Source organism: Stenotrophomonas sp. PAMC25021 (assembly GCF_004795795.1).
Taxonomy (GTDB): Bacteria; Pseudomonadota; Gammaproteobacteria; order Xanthomonadales; family Xanthomonadaceae; genus Stenotrophomonas; species Stenotrophomonas muris.
Map to the genome: position 1 here is coordinate 2,671,567 of NZ_CP039255.1, position 17,552 is coordinate 2,689,118.

Annotated in this window: 15 protein-coding genes; 11 read left to right on the plus strand and 4 right to left on the minus strand. The window is 67.9% G+C overall.

Annotated elements, in window-relative coordinates:
• Positions 1–44: 44 nt before the first annotated feature.
• The 3 genes from E5790_RS12595 to E5790_RS12605 all read left to right on the plus strand — a co-directional run bounded on the left by E5790_RS12595 (position 45) and on the right by E5790_RS12605 (position 4,691).
• Positions 45–956 (plus strand): S41 family peptidase, encoded by a 912-nt coding sequence (locus E5790_RS12595; RefSeq protein WP_049439338.1) that lies wholly within the window; start codon positions 45–47, stop codon positions 954–956.
• Between the two features lie 98 nt (positions 957–1,054).
• The gene (locus E5790_RS12600) at positions 1,055–1,948 is read left to right on the plus strand and encodes an NAD(P)-dependent oxidoreductase (protein WP_014648518.1); all 894 of its coding nucleotides are present in this window, start codon (positions 1,055–1,057) and stop codon (positions 1,946–1,948) included.
• A gap of 211 nt (positions 1,949–2,159) precedes the next feature.
• Entirely contained in the window at positions 2,160–4,691 is a 2,532-nt protein-coding gene (locus E5790_RS12605) for a methyl-accepting chemotaxis protein (protein WP_111206671.1), read from the plus strand.
• Positions 4,692–4,769: 78 nt separating this feature from the next.
• Here E5790_RS12605 and E5790_RS12610 read toward each other — a convergent pair whose 3' ends face one another.
• Positions 4,770–5,156, minus strand: a complete 387-nt coding sequence (locus E5790_RS12610) for a DUF2628 domain-containing protein (protein WP_014648516.1) — start codon at positions 5,154–5,156, stop codon at positions 4,770–4,772.
• A gap of 217 nt (positions 5,157–5,373) precedes the next feature.
• On the opposite strand from E5790_RS12610, the gene E5790_RS21925 reads away from it, so the two are divergent.
• Complete coding sequence (locus tag E5790_RS21925) at positions 5,374–5,544, plus strand: hypothetical protein (protein ID WP_005419553.1); 171 nt, start codon at positions 5,374–5,376, stop codon at positions 5,542–5,544.
• Between the two features lie 60 nt (positions 5,545–5,604).
• Here the strand turns inward: E5790_RS21925 and E5790_RS12615 are convergent, their stop codons facing one another.
• A complete protein-coding gene (locus E5790_RS12615) occupies positions 5,605–7,650 on the minus strand; it encodes a TonB-dependent receptor (RefSeq protein ID WP_111206669.1) in 2,046 nt (681 codons plus the stop codon).
• A gap of 496 nt (positions 7,651–8,146) precedes the next feature.
• Between E5790_RS12615 and mdoH the strand changes: the two genes are divergently transcribed.
• The 5 genes from mdoH to hemC all read left to right on the plus strand — a co-directional run bounded on the left by mdoH (position 8,147) and on the right by hemC (position 14,064).
• The gene (mdoH, locus tag E5790_RS12625) at positions 8,147–10,072 is read left to right on the plus strand and encodes a glucans biosynthesis glucosyltransferase MdoH (RefSeq protein WP_041863849.1); all 1,926 of its coding nucleotides are present in this window, start codon (positions 8,147–8,149) and stop codon (positions 10,070–10,072) included.
• 50 nt (positions 10,073–10,122) lie between these two features.
• A complete protein-coding gene (locus E5790_RS12630) occupies positions 10,123–10,782 on the plus strand; it encodes an alpha/beta hydrolase (protein ID WP_014648513.1) in 660 nt (219 codons plus the stop codon).
• A gap of 30 nt (positions 10,783–10,812) precedes the next feature.
• Entirely contained in the window at positions 10,813–11,829 is a 1,017-nt protein-coding gene (locus E5790_RS12635; protein WP_032958398.1) for a sensor histidine kinase, read from the plus strand.
• A 10-nt stretch (positions 11,830–11,839) separates the two neighbouring features.
• Positions 11,840–12,571 (plus strand): LytTR family DNA-binding domain-containing protein, encoded by a 732-nt coding sequence (locus E5790_RS12640; protein ID WP_014648511.1) that lies wholly within the window; start codon positions 11,840–11,842, stop codon positions 12,569–12,571.
• 581 nt (positions 12,572–13,152) lie between these two features.
• On the plus strand, positions 13,153–14,064 hold the full coding sequence (gene hemC / locus E5790_RS12645) for a hydroxymethylbilane synthase (RefSeq protein WP_014648510.1): 912 nt from the start codon (positions 13,153–13,155) through the stop codon (positions 14,062–14,064).
• Positions 14,065–14,181: 117 nt separating this feature from the next.
• Here the strand turns inward: hemC and E5790_RS12650 are convergent, their stop codons facing one another.
• Both E5790_RS12650 and E5790_RS12655 read right to left on the minus strand, forming a co-directional pair.
• Positions 14,182–14,958, minus strand: a complete 777-nt coding sequence (locus E5790_RS12650) for a DUF481 domain-containing protein (RefSeq protein WP_032961276.1) — start codon at positions 14,956–14,958, stop codon at positions 14,182–14,184.
• A 106-nt stretch (positions 14,959–15,064) separates the two neighbouring features.
• Positions 15,065–15,667 (minus strand): hypothetical protein, encoded by a 603-nt coding sequence (locus tag E5790_RS12655; RefSeq protein ID WP_111206398.1) that lies wholly within the window; start codon positions 15,665–15,667, stop codon positions 15,065–15,067.
• Positions 15,668–15,748: 81 nt separating this feature from the next.
• Here E5790_RS12655 and E5790_RS12660 point away from each other — a divergent pair, with 81 nt between their 5' ends.
• Both E5790_RS12660 and E5790_RS12665 read left to right on the plus strand, forming a co-directional pair.
• Positions 15,749–16,720: a YafY family protein gene (locus E5790_RS12660; protein WP_014648507.1), complete on the plus strand. Its 972-nt coding sequence runs from the start codon at positions 15,749–15,751 to the stop codon at positions 16,718–16,720.
• A 25-nt stretch (positions 16,721–16,745) separates the two neighbouring features.
• A complete protein-coding gene (locus E5790_RS12665) occupies positions 16,746–17,540 on the plus strand; it encodes a MetQ/NlpA family ABC transporter substrate-binding protein (protein WP_014648506.1) in 795 nt (264 codons plus the stop codon).
• Positions 17,541–17,552 lie beyond the last annotated feature (12 nt).

Consider the following 17,552-nt stretch of genomic DNA (forward strand, 5'->3'; position numbering starts at 1 on the left):
GGATGATATATAAGCGCTTATATATCCTCAATGCGGGGTGGATGATGGCGGTCTCCTGGATGCTCGGCGCGCTGCTGGCGACGGCCTGCCCGGCGCAGGATGCGGTGCTGCAGGCGGCCGCCAGCGCCGTGCAGGCGCAGTACCTGGACGAGGCGGAGGCCGCCCGCATCGCCGATGCCCTGCGCAGCTGGTCGGCGCAGCAGCGGTATGCGGACAGCTGTTCGGATCCTGCTGCGTTCAGCGCACGCCTGAACCAGGACCTGGACATGTTCGATGGCCACTTCCACGTTGAGCGCGTGGACGCAGCTGCCGGCCAGGACGACTGGTTGATGGCCTGGCGTGCCGATGCCCGCAGCAATGGTGCCGGTGTGCGCGAGGTGCGGGTGCTGGAAGGCAACATTGGCTACCTGCGGTTGAGTACTTTTTACCCGCTGGATCTGGCGCGGCCGAAGTTCGCTGCGGCCTTCACGCTGCTGGCCGACACCGATGGCCTGGTGCTGGATCTGCGCCAGAACGGGGGAGGCGACGATGCAAGTGCCGACCTGCTGGTGCGCACGCTGCTGGACGCGAAGATCGGCGCGGTGCAGCAGCTGGACCAGCGTGGCCGGCGCACGCCGGTACCGCTGCCGCCTGCCAGCCTGCCTGTGTACCTGAAGCCGCTGGTGGTGCTGATCGACCGGCGTACCGGTTCGGCGGCCGAGTTCGTCGCCTATTCGCTGCAGGCCCTGGGCCGCGCGCGCATTGTCGGCACGCGCAGTGGCGGTGCCGCGCATATGTTTGGTGATCCTGTGCTGCTGCCCGATGGCTATCAGATCAGCATTCCCGACCGGCAACCGATCAATCTGCGCACCGGCGGCAACTGGGAAGGCACCGGCGTGAGGCCTGATGTGGCCGGCGGCGACGATCCGCTGTTCATCGCGCGGCAACTGCTGGCGCCTGCGAAGTCGTCAAGATGAACGCACGATTGCATGGCTGTCCTATCGCAGATGCGCGAATGCATGCCTAGAATCGAAGCATCCCGGTAGTTCCCGGGCGCTTCGAGTGAATGGACTCAATGAAGATTCTGTTGACCGGCAGTTCCGGGCGCATCGGGCGCGCGATCTTCGGTGCGTTGGCGGCCGCCCACGAGGTGGTGGGGCTGGACCGCAGCCCGTTCGCCACCACGCGCATCATTGCCGATGTCACCGATCGCCAGGCGGTCACGCGTGCGGTGCAGGGCGTGGACGCGGTCATCCATACCGCGGCCCTGCATGCTCCGCATGTCGGCCTGGTGCCGGACGCGGTATTCCAGCAGATCAACGTGGAGGCAACCGCGCACCTGCTGCAGGCCGCACGCGAAGCCGGCGCACGGCGTTTCGTGCTGACCAGCACCACCGCGCTGTACGGCCATGCCGTGGTAGCCGGTGGCTGCCGTTGGATCGACGAAGACACCGAGCCACTGCCGCGCACGATCTACCATCGCACCAAGCTGCAGGCCGAGACCCTGGCTGAAGCTGCCGCCACGCCGGGCTTCAGCGTTCGCGTGCTGCGCATGGGCCGGTGCTTCCCGGAACCGCCCGAGCGCATGGCGATGTTCCGCCTGCATCGCGGCATCGACGCCCGCGATGTGGCCAGCGCACACGCTGCACTGCTGCTCGACGAAGGCGCCCGATTCGCCCGCTATCTCGCCTGCGCACCGACGCCGTTCCGGCGCGAGGACTGCCTGGAACTGGCCACCCACCCGCGCAGCGTGCTGGCCCGTCGCGCGCCGCAGCTGCTGGCCGAGTTCGAACGCCGTGGCTGGCCGCTGCCATTGAGCATCGACCGTGTCTACGACAGTGCCCGCCTGCGCAGTGAGCTGGGCTGGCAACCGTGCTTCGGGCCGGACGACGTGCTGCAGCAGTATGCCGTCGGCAGCATCGAGGTACTGCCGCGCGCGCAGTGGATCAAGGACCGCGTGGCCGAGTGAGGCCATCGCGACGAACGGGTGGCTGACCCGACCCTGAGCAGATTCAGGAATGTGCAGGCCGGTCGCCTCAACCTCGTTGGCGGGCGGCCGCTAACCCGGTGCGCTTCCAGCGCCGGGCCCGCCCGGCGGCCGGTGGCCTGCGCGACGGATCGCGCGCCTGCGCGGTGCCTTCGTGGTGCCGGTCGTCCTGAACTGCCTTGCGGACCCTCCCATGCCTTCTTCCCGTTCCGCCGCTGCCCGCCGCCCGGGCAGCATCGCCCACAAGCTGATGCTGGGCACCGCCGCGATCGCGCTGCTGTGCTTCGGCCTGACCGCGTTCCTGATCTACCGACAGGCCAGCGCCAGCCTTATCAGCGCCTCGCGCCAGACCATGACCAGCGAGGCGACCGCTGAGGCGCGCCAGGTGGCGGCCGATCTGGGCACCGCCTTTGCCAGCAACGATGCCATGGTTGAAAGCGTGCTGGCCCAGCGCGCCCGTGGTGACGTGCCCGACCGCGCCAGCCTGGCGGCGGTGCTGGGCGAGCAGCTGCGCGCCCATCCCGAATGGCTGGGCAAGAGCACCATGTGGGAGGCCGATGCCTTCGACGGCAAGGATGCCGAGTTCGTCAACACCGAGGCGCACGATGCCACCGGCCGCTACATGAGCTACTGGGCCTGGCAGGAGGGCAAGCCGCAGCAGTCGGTGATGACCGATTACACCGAGACCGCCAGCGGTTCCGGTGACTGGTACATGGTGCCCAGCCGCGACAAGCTGCCGAAAGTGAGCGAACCGTATGCCTATGACATCGCCGGGCAGCAGGTGCTGATGAGTACGCTGAGCACGCCGATCATCGAGAACGACAGGTTCCTCGGTGTCTTCACCGTCGACTTCTCGCTGGCAGCGTTGCAGAAGCACCTGGCCACGCTGAAGCCGATGGGGGCCGGCCGCGTCGAACTGCTGTCGCCGAAGGGCGTGGTGCTGGCCTCGGCCAATGCCGCCGAAATCGGCAAGCCTCGCAACGACGCACTGACCCGCAGCATGCTGGCCGAGATCGCCGCCGACCGCCCCTTCGAGGCCTTCAGCCCCGATGCGGCCGGCAACGTGCGCGTGTATGTGCCGCTGCGCGTGGGCGATGCCCCGCAGCGCTTCGCGCTGGGCGTGGTGATGCCGCATGCGGTGATCGTGGCCGAAGCGCGCCAGCTGCTGTGGCTGACCCTGCTGGTCGGCGTGATCGCCGCGCTGACCCTCAGCGCCGGTGTCTACATACTGCTGCGCCGCCTGGCGATCCGCCCGCTGGCCGAAGCGGTGCGCGTGGCCGGTGACGTCGCCGCCGGCAAGCTGGACAGCACCCTGCCGGCGCGCAGCAACGACGAAGTGGGGCGCCTGCTGGACGCGATGCAGGGCATGCGCGGCCAGCTGCAGGCGGTGATGGCTGCGCAGGCCGAAATGGCGCGCCGCCACGATGCCGGTGAACTCAGCTACCGTATGGATGCCGCGGCGTTCCCGGGCGAGTACGGCCGCATGGTGGCCGACAGCAACCAGCTGGTGGCCTCCAGCAACGCGGTCACCCAGCGCCTGGTTGAAGTGATGCAGCGCTATGCCGTCGGCGACCTAAGCGTGGACATGGAAGCACTGCCGGGCGAGAAGGCGGTGTTCACCGCTGCGATGGCGACCACCAAGCGCAACCTGGCCGCGATCAACGAGCAGATCCAGCAGCTTGCCGCTGCGGCCGCCGCCGGTGACTTCGCCGTGCGCGGTGATGCACTGCGCTTCGACCACGATTTCCGCCGCATGGTGGAGACCCTCAACACCATGATGGAAGTCAGCGACCACAACCTGGCCGCACTGTCGACGCTGCTGCGCGCGATCGCCGGCGGTGACCTCAGTACCCGCATGCAGGGTGACTTCCATGGGGTGTTTGCGGTGATGCGCGACGATGCCAACAGCACCGTGCAGCACCTGACCCAGATCGTCGGCCAGATCCAGCAGTCGGCAGCCAGCATCCGCCTGGCCGCCGGTGAGATCGCTGCCGGCAACAGCGACCTGTCGCGCCGTACCGAACAGCAGGCTGCCAACCTGGAAGAAACCGCCGCGTCGATGGAAGAACTGACCTCCACCGTGCGCCAGAACGCCGACCACGCGCTGCAGGCCAACGCGCTGGCCGGTTCCGCGGCGGGCGTGGCCAGCGAAGGCGGCCAGGTGGTCAGCCAGGTGGTGCACACCATGGAGCAGATCGAGGCGTCTTCGCAGCGCATCGCCGAGATCATCTCGGTGATCGATGGGATTGCGTTCCAGACCAACATCCTGGCGTTGAACGCAGCAGTGGAAGCGGCGCGCGCCGGTGAGCAGGGCCGTGGCTTCGCCGTGGTTGCCAGTGAAGTGCGCGCGTTGGCGCAGCGTTCGGCGGGTGCTGCGAAGGAGATCAAGGAGCTGATCGACGCCTCGGTGGCCCAGGTCGGTGCCGGTGCGCAGCTGGTGCACGGCGCGGGGCGCACCATGCAGGACATCGTCGGTCAGGTCGGTCGGGTCAACGAGATCATGGCCGAGATCTCGGCCGCGTCGCGCGAACAATCGGCCGGCATCGAGCAGGTCAACCAGACTGTGGTGCAGATGGACGAAACCACCCAGCAGAACGCCGCGCTGGTGGAGGAAGCCAGTGCCGCCGCGCGCGCGATGGAGGAGCAGGCCGAGCAGCTGGCGGTGGCGGTGTCGCGCTTCCGCCTGCAGGCCGAGCCGGCGGCCGTGGCACGCCGCGCGGCCTGATCGCGCAAATGAAGACGCCCGGCGGGGGCCGGGCGTCGGTTGCGTCCTTGCCGCGCATCCCTGCGCCGGTCTGATGGCTTAGAACATTCCTTCAAACGGGTTCCAGCTGGCGCGACCTTCCACCTTCTCCAGGTAGTAGCTGTAGTTGGTGCTGGAGGCGACCAGCAGATTCATCGCGATGAACAGCATGCGCCCGACGACGTCGGGAAGGAACATGCTGACGATGGCCAGCGCGATGTTGATGCCGATGACCACCAGCGCCTTGCGCCACATGCCCAGGATCAACAGGTAGATCGCACCGAAGAACAACGCGAAGAAGTTCAGGTTGATCTTCAGGCGGTCACCGAACGACAGCGCCTTCCAGGCCTGCTTGAAACCGGGATTCTTGGGCGCGCCATGCTGGCGGAAGAAGTTGAAGCGGAACTGCCACTTCGGGCTGAACTGGGACAGGTCAGTGGTATTCATTTGGGGGAAACATCCCTGTGAGAAAACGTTTTCATGATAAGGCAAGTCCTATTCAGGATCCAAGGGCAGCCGTCAAAAATGTGACGCGTGCCGTGTTCCACGTGCTGCGGCCGGGTGCCGCACCGTCACCCGCCCGCCTTGTTTTTAGGATAGGGTGCGCAGTTCCGCTGCCGCCCCGGTTGGACCCGTGCGGCGGCGGGATGTCCATGGAGGTTGCATGACCACACCTGCTACACCGGAAAACGCACCGGGACCGGTGCTCCTGCCGACACCTGAAGTGGTGCAGGCACAACAACTGCTCGCACGCCAGCAACTGGCGGTGGCGATGGACCGTGCGCGCACGGCCGCCACGCGGGACGCGGCACCGGCCGCGCTGGAAAGCGAGTGACCCGCAATACCGTCGATCGCGCTGGCATGTCGCCAGCGCGATCACGGCGCGTGCCGCCGGTCAGAAGCGCGCGGTCATGCTGAGGAAGTAGCTGCGCCCGGCGACGAAGTAGTCGGTGGAGCCTTCCGCATACAGCTTCTTGTCGGCCAGGTTGCTGACGCCACCGCGCAGGGTCAGCACCTCGTTGACGTTCCATGCCACGGTCAGGTCATACAGGGTGTAGGCCTTGAGGAAGGTCGTGGCGGTGCCGGTCTGCTTGCCGGTGTACTGCGCCGACAGGCTGCCGGAGAACACCGTATTCGGCGTCCAGTCCAGCGACGAGTAGCCGGAGAATTCCGGCGTATCGATCAGGTTGCGGCCGGTGGTCAGGTTCCTGGCTTCCTTCATCCAGGTCGCCGAGGTGCGCCAGCGCCACTGCTCGCCGAAGCGGACGTTGAAGTTGCCTTCCATGCCGCTGGTGCGCGCGCGCTGCACGTTGCTCATGCGCGTCCACCAGATGCCGTTGAAGCGGCCCAGCGGTGCGTATTCGATCTTGTTCCGGAAGTCGGTGTGGAAGTAGGTCACGCCAACATCGATCAGGTCATTGTCGAAGCTGATGCCGATCTCGCGGTTGGTGCTGGTTTCCGGATCCAGGTCCGGGTTGCCGGCCATGTAGCACCCGCCGCGGGTATACCCCAGCGGGATCAGCGAGGTGCAGCCTCGGCCGCCGGACTGGGTGGCAGCGGTGGCCGAATTCTCGGTCAGACTGGGCGCACGGAACCCCTTGGAGACGCCACCGCGGATGGTCCACTGTTCGGCCGGATGCCAGACCAGGTACGCACGCGGGCTGACGTGGCCGCCGAACTTCTCATGGTGGTCCAGGCGCGCGCCCACGGTCAGGGCCAGGGTGCGGTGCAGCTTCAGTTCGTCTTCAACAAACAGCGCCCAGGTATCCACTTCCAGGCTGGAGCCGCTGACGGCGTTGCCGGCGTAGTCGATCGGCGCGCGGCCGATGGTATCGGTGTTGGTCAGTTCCTGGCGCTTCCACTGCCCACCCACGGCAAACTGGTGTTCAACGCCCAGAGTGAACGGCGTGGTCAGGCTGCCTTCGATGATCGTGTCGGTGGCCTCTGAGCGGCCGGTGGCGCCGATGTCGTTCTTGTATTCGGTCCAGTACGCGCTGAGCCTGGAGGTGCCGAAGCTCCACGTGCCATCGTGGTTGAGCGCCAGCGAGCTGCGCTTGAGCTCACTGGCTCCCCAGGCGCCTTCGTCCTGCTTTTCCAGCGACGCATCGATGAAGGCCTGCTGCACGCCATGGCCGGCCTCCAGCGACAGTTCCTGTGCGTCGCTCAGCTTCCACTGCAGCAGCGCATCGACAGTGCGGTCCTTCTCGCCGGCGTAGGCATTGCCGTAGACACCGTGGTTGGACTGGTCCGAATCACGGCGCATGCTGTTGGCACCGATGCGCAGGCCGAAGCGTTCGCCCAGCGGGCCGGAGAAGGTCGCGCCGATCTGCTGGGTATCGCCGCGCTTGCCATCACCGGGACGGGTGTAGCTGTGGGTGGCGCTGCCGTTCCATTCGTCGCCGATGCGCCGGGTGATGATGTTGATCACCCCGCCCATGGCGTCGGAGCCGTACAGCGAGGACATCGGCCCACGCACCACTTCGATGCGTTCGATCTGGTCGGGCGAGATCCAGTTCAGGTCCTGGCGGCCGAGGTCGGGGCGGTAGTTGGTCGCGGCCGAGCTGCCCATGCGCTTGCCGTCCACCAGCACCAGCGTGTAGTTGGACGGCATGCCGCGCAGCTTGATCTTGGACTGTTCGCCGACGGCGCTGAGGCCGCCGGTCACGCCCGGCACGCGGCTGAGCAGGGTGGCCAGGTCGGGAACCGGCTGGCGCTCGATGTCCTCACGGCTGATCACGCTGATGCTGGCCGGGGCATCCTTGATCCATTGCTGGCTGCCCGAGGCGGTGACCACCACGGTATCCAGATCCTTGGTGGAGGCATCGGCGCCGGCCTCTGCAGCGGCCACGCCTGGCAGGGCCAGCAGGCAGGCGGAGGCCAGGGCAGGGGCCAGGCGGGTGCGCGGCAGGCGCGCGGAACGGGAACGGGACGATGGGGACATGGCGGCTTCCATGGGAGGTGGGGTGACCCGGTGGAAGCAGCAGGCGCAGGCAGACAGCAGGCAGCCACCCTTCCGTGGGTCGTCGGTGCGCGCGGTGTGGACCGGCGCAGCTGGGTGGGTCGCGGCCGTGCGGAAGACGGTGACCTGCCTGGTTAATGAAATGATAACCGTTCGCGTTTGATACGATCCAGTACCCGGGGCGATGCAATGACATCTGGCCATCCCCCGACGTGATCGCCTGCTATTTGCTGAATGGGGATAAATCCCGGCGTAGGCCTTCGCACCCGGCTTACATTCAGCGCCCTAGACTGGGCCGCATTTTCGATTCCGCCCCGTTGGAGATCGTGTGGGTTCCGGTAGTGACAGACATCGACTGTGCGGCCTGAAGCCGACACAGTCTGGACAAGTGCGGGCGCCGGGAAAGCGCGCCGGGAACCTTGGTGCATGCAGCCCGGCCGGGATGGCCGGCCGTGCCGACGGCGCGGAGTAGGCGGCGATGGGGGTGCAGACCATCCATGCGGAAGCAGAAACGCCCCGGCTCGACGCCGGCTGGGCGCTGCTGCCCGCTGAATCGCCGTTGCAGATGCCCGAACAGACCCTGCGCGAAGGTGCACTGAAGGTCCGGCGGCATCGCACGTCGCCGCGCCTGATCGGCCTGCGCCGGCTGTACATCTTCGGTGGCACGCTCGGCATGACCGCCGTGGCCACGCGGATGATGTGGCGGGTGCTGTCGGCCAATGGCATCAGCGTGCTCGAAGCCTGCCTGCTGGTGCTGTTCGTTGGCCTGTTTGCCTGGATCGCGCTGTCTTTCGCCAGCGCCCTGGCCGGCTTCCTGACCGCCGTGTTCGACCGTGGCTATCGCCTCGGCATCGACCCGGACAAGCCGCTGCCGACCGTGCACAGCCGCACCGCGCTGCTGATGCCGACCTACAACGAAGACCCGCGCCGCCTGCTGGCGGGCCTGCAGGCGATCTACGAGTCGGTGGCGGCCACCGGCCAGCTCGGCCGATTCGATTTCTTCGTGCTCAGCGATACCCGTCGCGAGGACATCGCCGCTGCCGAGGAGCGGGTGTTCGGCGAGCTGCGCGAGCGGGTGCCGGACGGGCAGATCCGCCTGTTCTACCGCCGCCGTGGTGACAACAGCGGGCGCAAGGCCGGCAACATCGCCGACTGGGTCCGTCGCTTCGGCGGTGCCTACCCGCAGATGCTGATCCTCGACGCCGACAGCCTGATGACCGGCGACAGCATCGTGCGCCTGGTGGCCGGCATGGAGCACAACGCCGACGTCGGCCTGATCCAGACCCTGCCGTCGGTGATCGGCGGCCGCACCCTGTTCGCACGCATGCAGCAGTTCGGTGGCCGCGTGTACGGGCCGGTGATCGCCCGTGGCGTGGCCTGGTGGCATGGCGCCGAGAGCAACTACTGGGGCCACAACGCCATCATCCGTACCCGCGCCTTCGCCGACCACGCCGGCCTGCCGGCGCTGCCGGGGCGCAAGCCGTTCGGCGGCCACGTGCTCAGCCATGACTTCGTCGAAGCAGCGTTGATGCGTCGTGGCGGCTGGGCCGCGCACATGGTGCCCTACCTCGGTGGCAGCTATGAAGAGGGCCCGCCGACGCTGACCGATCTGCTGGTACGCGACCGCCGCTGGTGCCAGGGCAACCTGCAGCACGGCAAGGTCGTGGGCAGCCGCGGCCTGCACTGGATCAGCCGCACGCACATGCTGATCGGCATCGGCCACTATTTCACCGCACCGATGTGGGCAATGCTGATGCTGATCGGCATCGCCATCCCGCTGTTCCAGGAGGGCATCGACTTCAATGCCCTGCTGCACCTGTCGCCCAGCGTGTACTGGCGCGCACAGGACGAAGAGCAGGTGGTGCGCCTGTTCGCCGCCACGATGGCGGTACTGCTGCTGCCCAAGGTGCTGGGCTACCTGGCGATGCTGCTGGACCCGGTCGACCGCCGTGGCTGCGGCGGTGCGATCCGTGCCTTCGTGTCGATGCTGGTGGAAACCGTGCTGGCCGCGCTGATGGCGCCGGTGGTGATGTACGTGCAGTCGCGGGGCGTGGCCGAAGTGTTGTCCGGCCGCGATTCCGGCTGGGATGCGCAGCAGCGTGACGACGGCGGCATCTCGTGGCTGGCACTGATCCGCGGCTACGGTGGCCTGGGTGTGTTCGGCGCCTTCATGGGCGTGCTGGCCTGGGCCGTGTCGCCGTCGCTGGCGGCGTGGATGGCGCCGGTGGTGATCGGCATGGTGTTGGCCATTCCGGTGGTGGCGCTGACCTCCTCGCGTGGTCCGGGCGCCTTCCTGCATCGCCTGGGCCTGCTGGACATTCCCGAAGAGAACATCCCGCCACCGGTACTGGTCCGCGCCGCGCAGCTGCGGCGCGAAGCGGCCGAGCAACCGCCGCTGTACTGATTGCCCCACGCCAGCGGCATAATGCGGCTCGAACTTGAAGGAGCCGCATCATGCTGCAAACGGTGGAACAGGAAACCGGCGCCTCGCCGCAGTGGTCGGTGATCTGGCTGCACGGCCTCGGCGCCGATGGCCATGATTTCGCGCCGATCGTGCCGGAGCTGGTGCGGCCGCACTGGCCGGCGCTGCGCTTCGTGTTCCCGCACGCACCGGTGCGGCCGATCACGATCAACAACGGCGTGCCCATGCGCGGCTGGTACGACATCGTCGGCATGGACTTCCGGTCGCGTGCCGACATGGCCGGCGTGCAGGAATCGGTGGTGCAGCTGGACGCGCTGATCGCGCGCGAGATCGAGCGTGGCGTCGCGGCGGAGAAGATCTTCCTGGCCGGCTTCTCGCAGGGTGGTGCGATCATCCTGACTGCTGCGCTGTCGCGCACCGCGCCACTGGCCGGCCTGATCGCCCTGTCCACCTATCTGCCCGAAGCCGACAGTGCCACGCGCGTTGAAGGCGCGGTGCAGGTGCCGGTGTTCATGGCCCATGGCAGTGGCGACCCGGTGATTCCGCAGGCCGTGGCGGCCCACAGCGCACAGGCGCTGCGTACGCTGGGCCTGGACGTGGCGTGGCACAGCTACCCGATGGCCCACCAGGTCTGTGCCGAGGAAATCCAGGCACTGGGTGACTGGCTGCAGGAACGGCTGGGCGCGGCCTGAGCCATGCCCCTGGCCAGCCCATCGCCGTGGATGCCGGAACTGTGCCGCCTGCCGCGGCTGGCGGCGATGCTGGGCCTGGCCGAGCTGGTGGTGGTGGTGCTGGCCCTGGCCCCGGATGGCAGCCGCCACTGGACCGTTGGCGAGCTGCTGTCGGCCAGCGGCTTCGCGCTGTGGCTGGCGCTGGCCGTGACCGCCAGCCTGTGCCTGCTGCGGCAGGCGCTGTCCAGGCTGCCGCAGGTGATGGGGGCGGTCGCTGCCATCGCACTGGCGGCCCTGATCGCGGTGGTCTGCGCCGGCATCGTGCACGCGCTGTACGCGGTGCTGGGTGACAGCTTCGCCAACGGCATCAGCTTCTGGCGCTTCACCCTCGGCAGCGCCGCCACCACCGCGCTGATCACCGCGCTGGCGCTGCGCTACTTCTATGTCAGCGACCGCTGGGCCGCGCAGGTGCAGGCCAATGCACGCGCCCAGGCCGATGCGCTGCAGGCGCGCATCCGCCCGCATTTCCTGTTCAACAGCATGAACCTCATCGCCAGCCTGCTGCATCGGGACCCGGCGGTGGCCGAGCGTGCCGTGCTCGACCTGTCCGATCTGTTCCGTGCTGCGCTCGGTGCAGGCGAGGGCGATTCCACCCTGCGCGACGAATGCGAACTGGCCGAGCGCTACCTGTCGATCGAATCGCTGCGCCTGGGCGAACGCCTGCAGGTGCGCTGGCAACGTGACGAGCCGCTGCCGTGGGACCTGCCATTGCCAAGGCTGGTACTGCAGCCGCTGGTGGAAAACGCCGTGCTGCATGGCATTTCGCGCCTGCCCGAGGGCGGCACCATCGAGCTGCAGCTGCTGCGCGAGGGCAACGATCTGCAGATCCGCGTGCGCAATCCCGCGCCTGATCCGCAGGCGCCCGGGCTGGCCCTGGCGCGGGGGGCCGGCCATGCCCAGCACAGCATCGGCCATCGGCTGGCCTGGCGCTTTGGCAGTGCCGCGCGGATGACGGCTGGCTGGAGCGAGGGCTACTATGCCTGCCAGGTGACAGTGCCGATCCAGTGAGGGGACGATCGTGAGGGTAGTCATCGCCGATGACGAACCACTGGCGCGTGAGCGCCTGCGCAGCCTGTTGGCCGCACAGGACGGCGTGGACGTGGTGGCCGAGGCCGGCAACGGCGAGCAGGCCCTGCACGCGTGCGCGGAGCTGCAGCCGGACCTGGTCCTGCTGGACATCGCAATGCCTGGGCTGGACGGCCTGGAAGCAGCCCGCCACCTGGCCAGCTTCGAACCGCGGCCGGCGGTGGTGTTCTGCACTGCCTACGATGCGCATGCGCTGTCGGCCTTCGAAGCGGCAGCCATCGATTACCTGATGAAGCCGGTGCGCGCCGAACGCCTGGCAGCGGCGATTGCACGGGCACGCACATTCCTGGCCGGTCGCGATGGCCAGCCGCAGGCGCACAGCGGGCAGCAGGCACGCAGCGTACTGTGCGCACGCCTGCGCGGCAGCCTGCGGCTGATTCCGCTGGACGACATCCACTACCTGCAGGCCGAAGAGAAGTACGTGGTGGTGCACCACGCGCGCGGCGAGGACCTGATCGAGGAATCGCTGAAGTCGCTGGAGGAAGAGTTCGCCAGCCGCTTCATCCGCATCCATCGCAACTGCCTGGTGGCGCGGCACGAGCTGGTGGAGCTGCGCCGCGGCTCCGGCGGGCAGGTGCAGGCGGTGCTGCGGCATGGCAGGCAGCCGCTGGAAGTCAGCCGCCGCTGTGTGGCGACGCTGAAGCAGGAACTGCGGCATCTGTGAGTGGTCCCGCGCGGCCTGCGGCCGCGACTGCTTACAGATCAACATCAACATCAAGATCAACAGCAGGTTGGCCGGCTCGTTGTTCTTACGTGCTGGGTCGGGCCGGGGTGGGGTGGCGGGACACGCCGTAGACCCATCCCTGGGGGCTCGATGGCGCCATCCATGGCGCCAACGGTCCCGCCACCCCACCCCGGCCCAACCCTCACATTCGTCCAGCGTCGGACGGCAAAGGCATTGTTGTTATCGGGTGGGGGAAGAGGGGTCAGATCCCTTTTCCTGCGGAAAAGGGATCTGACCCCGGAAGCCGTGACCCCGGAAGCCGTCGGCTGTTGCCTTTGCTTCTGCACTCTTTTTTTTGATCTTCCGTGGCTGGCGCACACGGAAACTGTCAGGGGCCGGGGCGGTGGGGTCATGCGGGGTGTCCGCGGCATGGATGCCGCGGCCAAGCCCCCAGGGATGGGTTCACGGCGTCCCCGCATGACCCCACCGCCCCGGCCAAGCACGGCTTCTGCTTTGATAGCACCAGCCACGAGGGGCTCCGCCGTTGGCCGTATCCGCGCCGAAGGCGCGATAATGACCGGATGGAAACCGTCCGCATCGCCACCCGCAAGAGCCCGCTCGCCCTCTGGCAAAGCGAACACGTCGCCAACCGCCTGCGCCAGGCCCATCCCGGGCTGCATGTGGAACTGGTGCCGATGAGCACCCGCGGTGACGAGGTGCTCGACCGCTCGCTGGCCGCCATCGGTGGCAAGGGCCTGTTCCTGAAGGAGCTGGAGCTGGCCATGCTGCGCGGTGAGGCCGACTGCGCCGTGCACTCGCTGAAGGATGTGCCGATGGAACTGGACGAACCCTTCGCGCTGCCGGCGATGCTGACCCGCCACGATCCAGCCGATGGTTTCGTCTCCAACCTGTACGCCTCGCTGGACGCGCTGCCGATCGGTGCGCGGGTCGGCACCTCATCGCTGCGCCGCCAGGCCCAGCTGCGCGCGCTGCGCCCGGATCTGGAATTGCTGGACCTGCGCGGCAACGTCAACACCCGCCTGGCCAAGCTCGACAATGGTGGTTACGACGCCATCGTGCTGGCCGTGGCCGGCCTGGAGCGCCTGGGCCTGGGCGGGCGCATCGTCGCGCGCCTGCAGCCGCCGCAGTGGCTGCCGGCACCGGCGCAGGGCGCGGTGGCGGTGGAGTGCGACGGTGGCAATACGCGCCTGATGGCGCTGTTCGCCACGCTTGATGACGCCGCTACGCGCGCCTGCGTGGAAGCCGAGCGGGCGATGAACCGCGCGCTGCATGGCAGCTGCCACGTGCCGGTGGCGGCCATCGCGCAGTGGCAGGGCGACGACCTGCACCTGCAGGGCCTGGTCGGCAGTGCCAGCGATGGTCGTGCGGTGCGCGCCGAGGCGGTGGGCCCGGCCCGGGATCCGGAGGCGCTGGGCCAGCGCGTGGCGAAGATGCTGCTGGAAGCCGGTGCCGGCGAACTGCTGAACGTCTGAGCTACCGCCGGTAGTGCCGGCCGCTGGCCGGCAACCGCGTGCCACCACTTGAACGCAGTTGCCGGCCAGCGGCCGGCACTACCGGAAGAAGAACGGGCGCCCTGGCACCCGTTCTGCTTACTTGAACTTGTAGACCACGTTCATCGTGGTCAGCGTATCGGTCTTGCGCTTGTCCTCGGCCACGTCACTGTTGTAGCGCGCCTGCCAGCCGGCCTTCAGTGCCAGGTGCTCGTTCATGCTCACCGAGACACCGAAGTCGTTCTGGCCGAAGGTGTTGTACGAACCGGATTCGACCAGCAGCGTGTTGACCAGGTCGGTGTTGTCAGTCAGCGAATACTTCATGTCGAACAGGCCACGGCCGATCAGGCCGGTGCGGGTGCGGTCGTCCTCGGTGCTGTGGGTGCGGCGCACACCGGGGCCGATCTGCGCGTCGAACGAGAAGCGCTCGGTGTTCCACAGGCGGGTGCCGTAACCCAGACCGAACGAGCTCTGGCGGTCGTAGGTGGCGAAGTCGTCGCGTTCCGTACGCACCGTCGCGGTCAGCTGGCGGTGTTCGCCCAGCTGCAGCGCGCTGCCGGCACTGCCGGTGTAGCGGTTGGCGGTGGTGTTGTTGCGGCGGGTGGTGGTGCCGTCGTCGTTGGTTTCGGTCACCTTGGAGCTGGAGCGCAGGCCGAACAGGTCCATGCTGTGCACCCAGTCACCGTCGGTGTAGCGCAGGCGCAGACGGCCGTTGAAGCTCTCGGTGCTGCTGTTGCCGCGTGCCGAGGCAAAGCCGAGCTCGCCGCCGCTGCCGCTCCACGGCGAGGACATCGCCGCCAGTTCGGAGGCATCCTGTGCGTATGCGAGCGGCGCACACAGCAGCAGGGGGATCAGCAGGGACACGCGCAGGGACATCGAGGCTTCTCCGGAACGGTTGACAGCCGGTGATGATACTGGAAGCGTGATGGCGGTCCGAATCGATCCAATGCGCGCTTCAGCGAACGTTGGCGCGGTCGCCTATTCAGGGCAGATCGACGCGCACCTCAGGGTCGTTGAAGCGCGAATAGCGCAGGCGCAGCTGGAAGCTGCGGCCATTGCTGCTGCCGCTGCGTACGATCTGGCGTGGCAGGCCCTGGGCATCCACCCAGTACTCCAGGCGTTCCCCGGGCTGGGTGCCGCGCAGCCGGTAGTGCCGGGTCTGCACCCCGTCCAGCGACTGGCTGCCGAGATCTTCGGCCTTCAGATCGGCGGGCAGGGCATCGGCGGGCAGCGGGTTGCGCCACTGCTCGAGCAGGCCGGGCGGGGTCGGCACCTGGCGGATCGCGCCGTCGGCCTGCAGGAACATGGTGTCGCCGATGATGGTCTGCGGCCCCGCCGGCGTCTCCACCCGGAAACGATCGGGCGCGACGAAGTCCATGCCGCTGCGTACCGGCTGCGGCGCGCCCAGCACCTCCAGTTCGGCGTGGAAGCTGCGCAGGGCCGCGAAACGCTGGCTGGCGCCCAGCACCGCCTGCGTCGGATCGGCGACGGGTACCGGGGGCTCGGCGCCGGCCGGCGCCGGCGCGCGATCACAGGCGGCCAGCAGCAGGCAGGCCAGCAGGGACAGGGCAGGCAACCGGCGCATCGGGCATTCCATGGGGGTGGGGCCGACCACGATAGCCCAAACGTCCCACACAAGACCCGCGACTCGGACATAATCGGGGGTATGGACCGATACGAACGCATCACCGCCCTGCATCGTCTGCTCAAGTCCGCGCGCTATCCGGTGACGGTGGCGACCCTGCAGGACAAGCTCGGTTGTTCCCGCGCCACCGTCTACCGCGACCTGGCCTTCCTGCGCGATGCGCTGATGGCACCGATCGAGGGCGACGGCGAGGCGGGCTTCCGCTACCAGGCTGACGAGAGCGACCGTTTCGAGCTGCCCGGCCTGTGGCTCAGCTCGGAGGAGCTGCATGCCCTGCTGGCCTCGCAGCACCTGCTGGCGCGGACCGGCGGTGGTGTGCTGTCGTCGGTGCTGGCACCGCTGCAGCAACGCATCGAGAGCCTGCTGGCGGCCCAGGCCGGCGTGTCCAGCTGGCCGGTCGACCGCGTGCGGGTGATTCCGCACCGTGGCCGCAAGTTTGACGAAGGCAGCTTCCGCAGCGTCGCATCGGCCGTGCTGGAGCGCCGCCAGCTGGCGTTCGAGTACCGTGCCCGTTCCACCGACGAGCCGACCAAGCGCACCGTCTCGCCGCAGCGCCTGACCCACTATCGCGACAACTGGTACCTGGATGCCTGGGACCATGACCGCGACGCCCTGCGCAGTTTCGCGGTCGACCGCATCCACAAGGCGCGGGTGGTCGACAGCACCGCGCGCGACGTCGCCGACAGCGAGCTGGACGAGCAGCTCGGCGCCAGCTACGGCATCTTCTCTGGCGCGCCGAAGGGCTGGGCGACCATCCTGTTCAGCGCCAAGGCCGCGCGCTGGGTGGCCGACGAGCACTGGCATTCCAAGCAGCAGGGCCGCTTCCTGGCCGACGGCCGCTATGAGCTGAAGGTGCCGTACAGCGTCTCGCGCGAGCTGCTGATGGATGTGCTGCATTACGGCTCGGATGCCGAGATCGTCGAGCCCATGATGCTGCGCGAGCAGGCCAAGGCGTTGCTTGAGCTGGCCCTGAGCAACTACGAAAACTCCTGACACTCCCCCGAGAATTCAATCCCCCATGAAAAAGACCCTGTTGCTGCCCCTGCTCGCCGCTGCGCTGGCCCTGACCGCCTGCGGCAAGTCCGGCGAGCCCTCGCAGAAGCTGGTGGTGGCCGCCACGGCCGTGCCGCATGCCGAGATCCTCGAGGTGGTCAAGCCGATCCTCAAGCAGGAAGGCGTGGACCTGGACGTGCGGGTGTTCAATGACTACGTGCAGCCCAACGACCAGCTGGTGCAGAAGCAGGTGGATGCGAACTACTTCCAGACCGAGCCCTACCTGGATGCCTACAACCGCGACCGCAAGACCGACCTGGTGAAGGTGATCGGCGTGCACATCGAGCCGTTCGGTGCGTACTCGCGCAAGGTCAAGTCGCTGGCCGAGCTGCGCGAAGGCGCCGACGTGGTGATCCCGAACGATCCGAGCAACAACAGCCGCGCGCTGATCCTGCTGCACAAGGCCGGCGTGATCGAGCTGAAGGACCCGACCAACGCACTGGCGACCCAGCGCGACATCATCGCCAATCCGAAGAACCTGAAGTTCCGCGAGCTGGACTCGGCGATGCTGCCGCGCGTGCTGGACCAGGTCGACCTGGCCCTGATCAATACCAACTACGCGCTGGACGCAGGCCTCAACCCGACCCAGGATGCGCTGGCGATCGAGAGCAAGGACTCGCCGTACGTGAATTTCCTGGTCGCGCGCCCGGACAACAAGGACGACGCCCGCGTGCAGAAGCTGGCCAAGGCCCTGACCAGCCCGCAGGTGAAGGCGTTCATCGAGACCAAGTACAAGGGCGCGGTGCTGCCGGCGTTCTGACGCCAGCGCCCA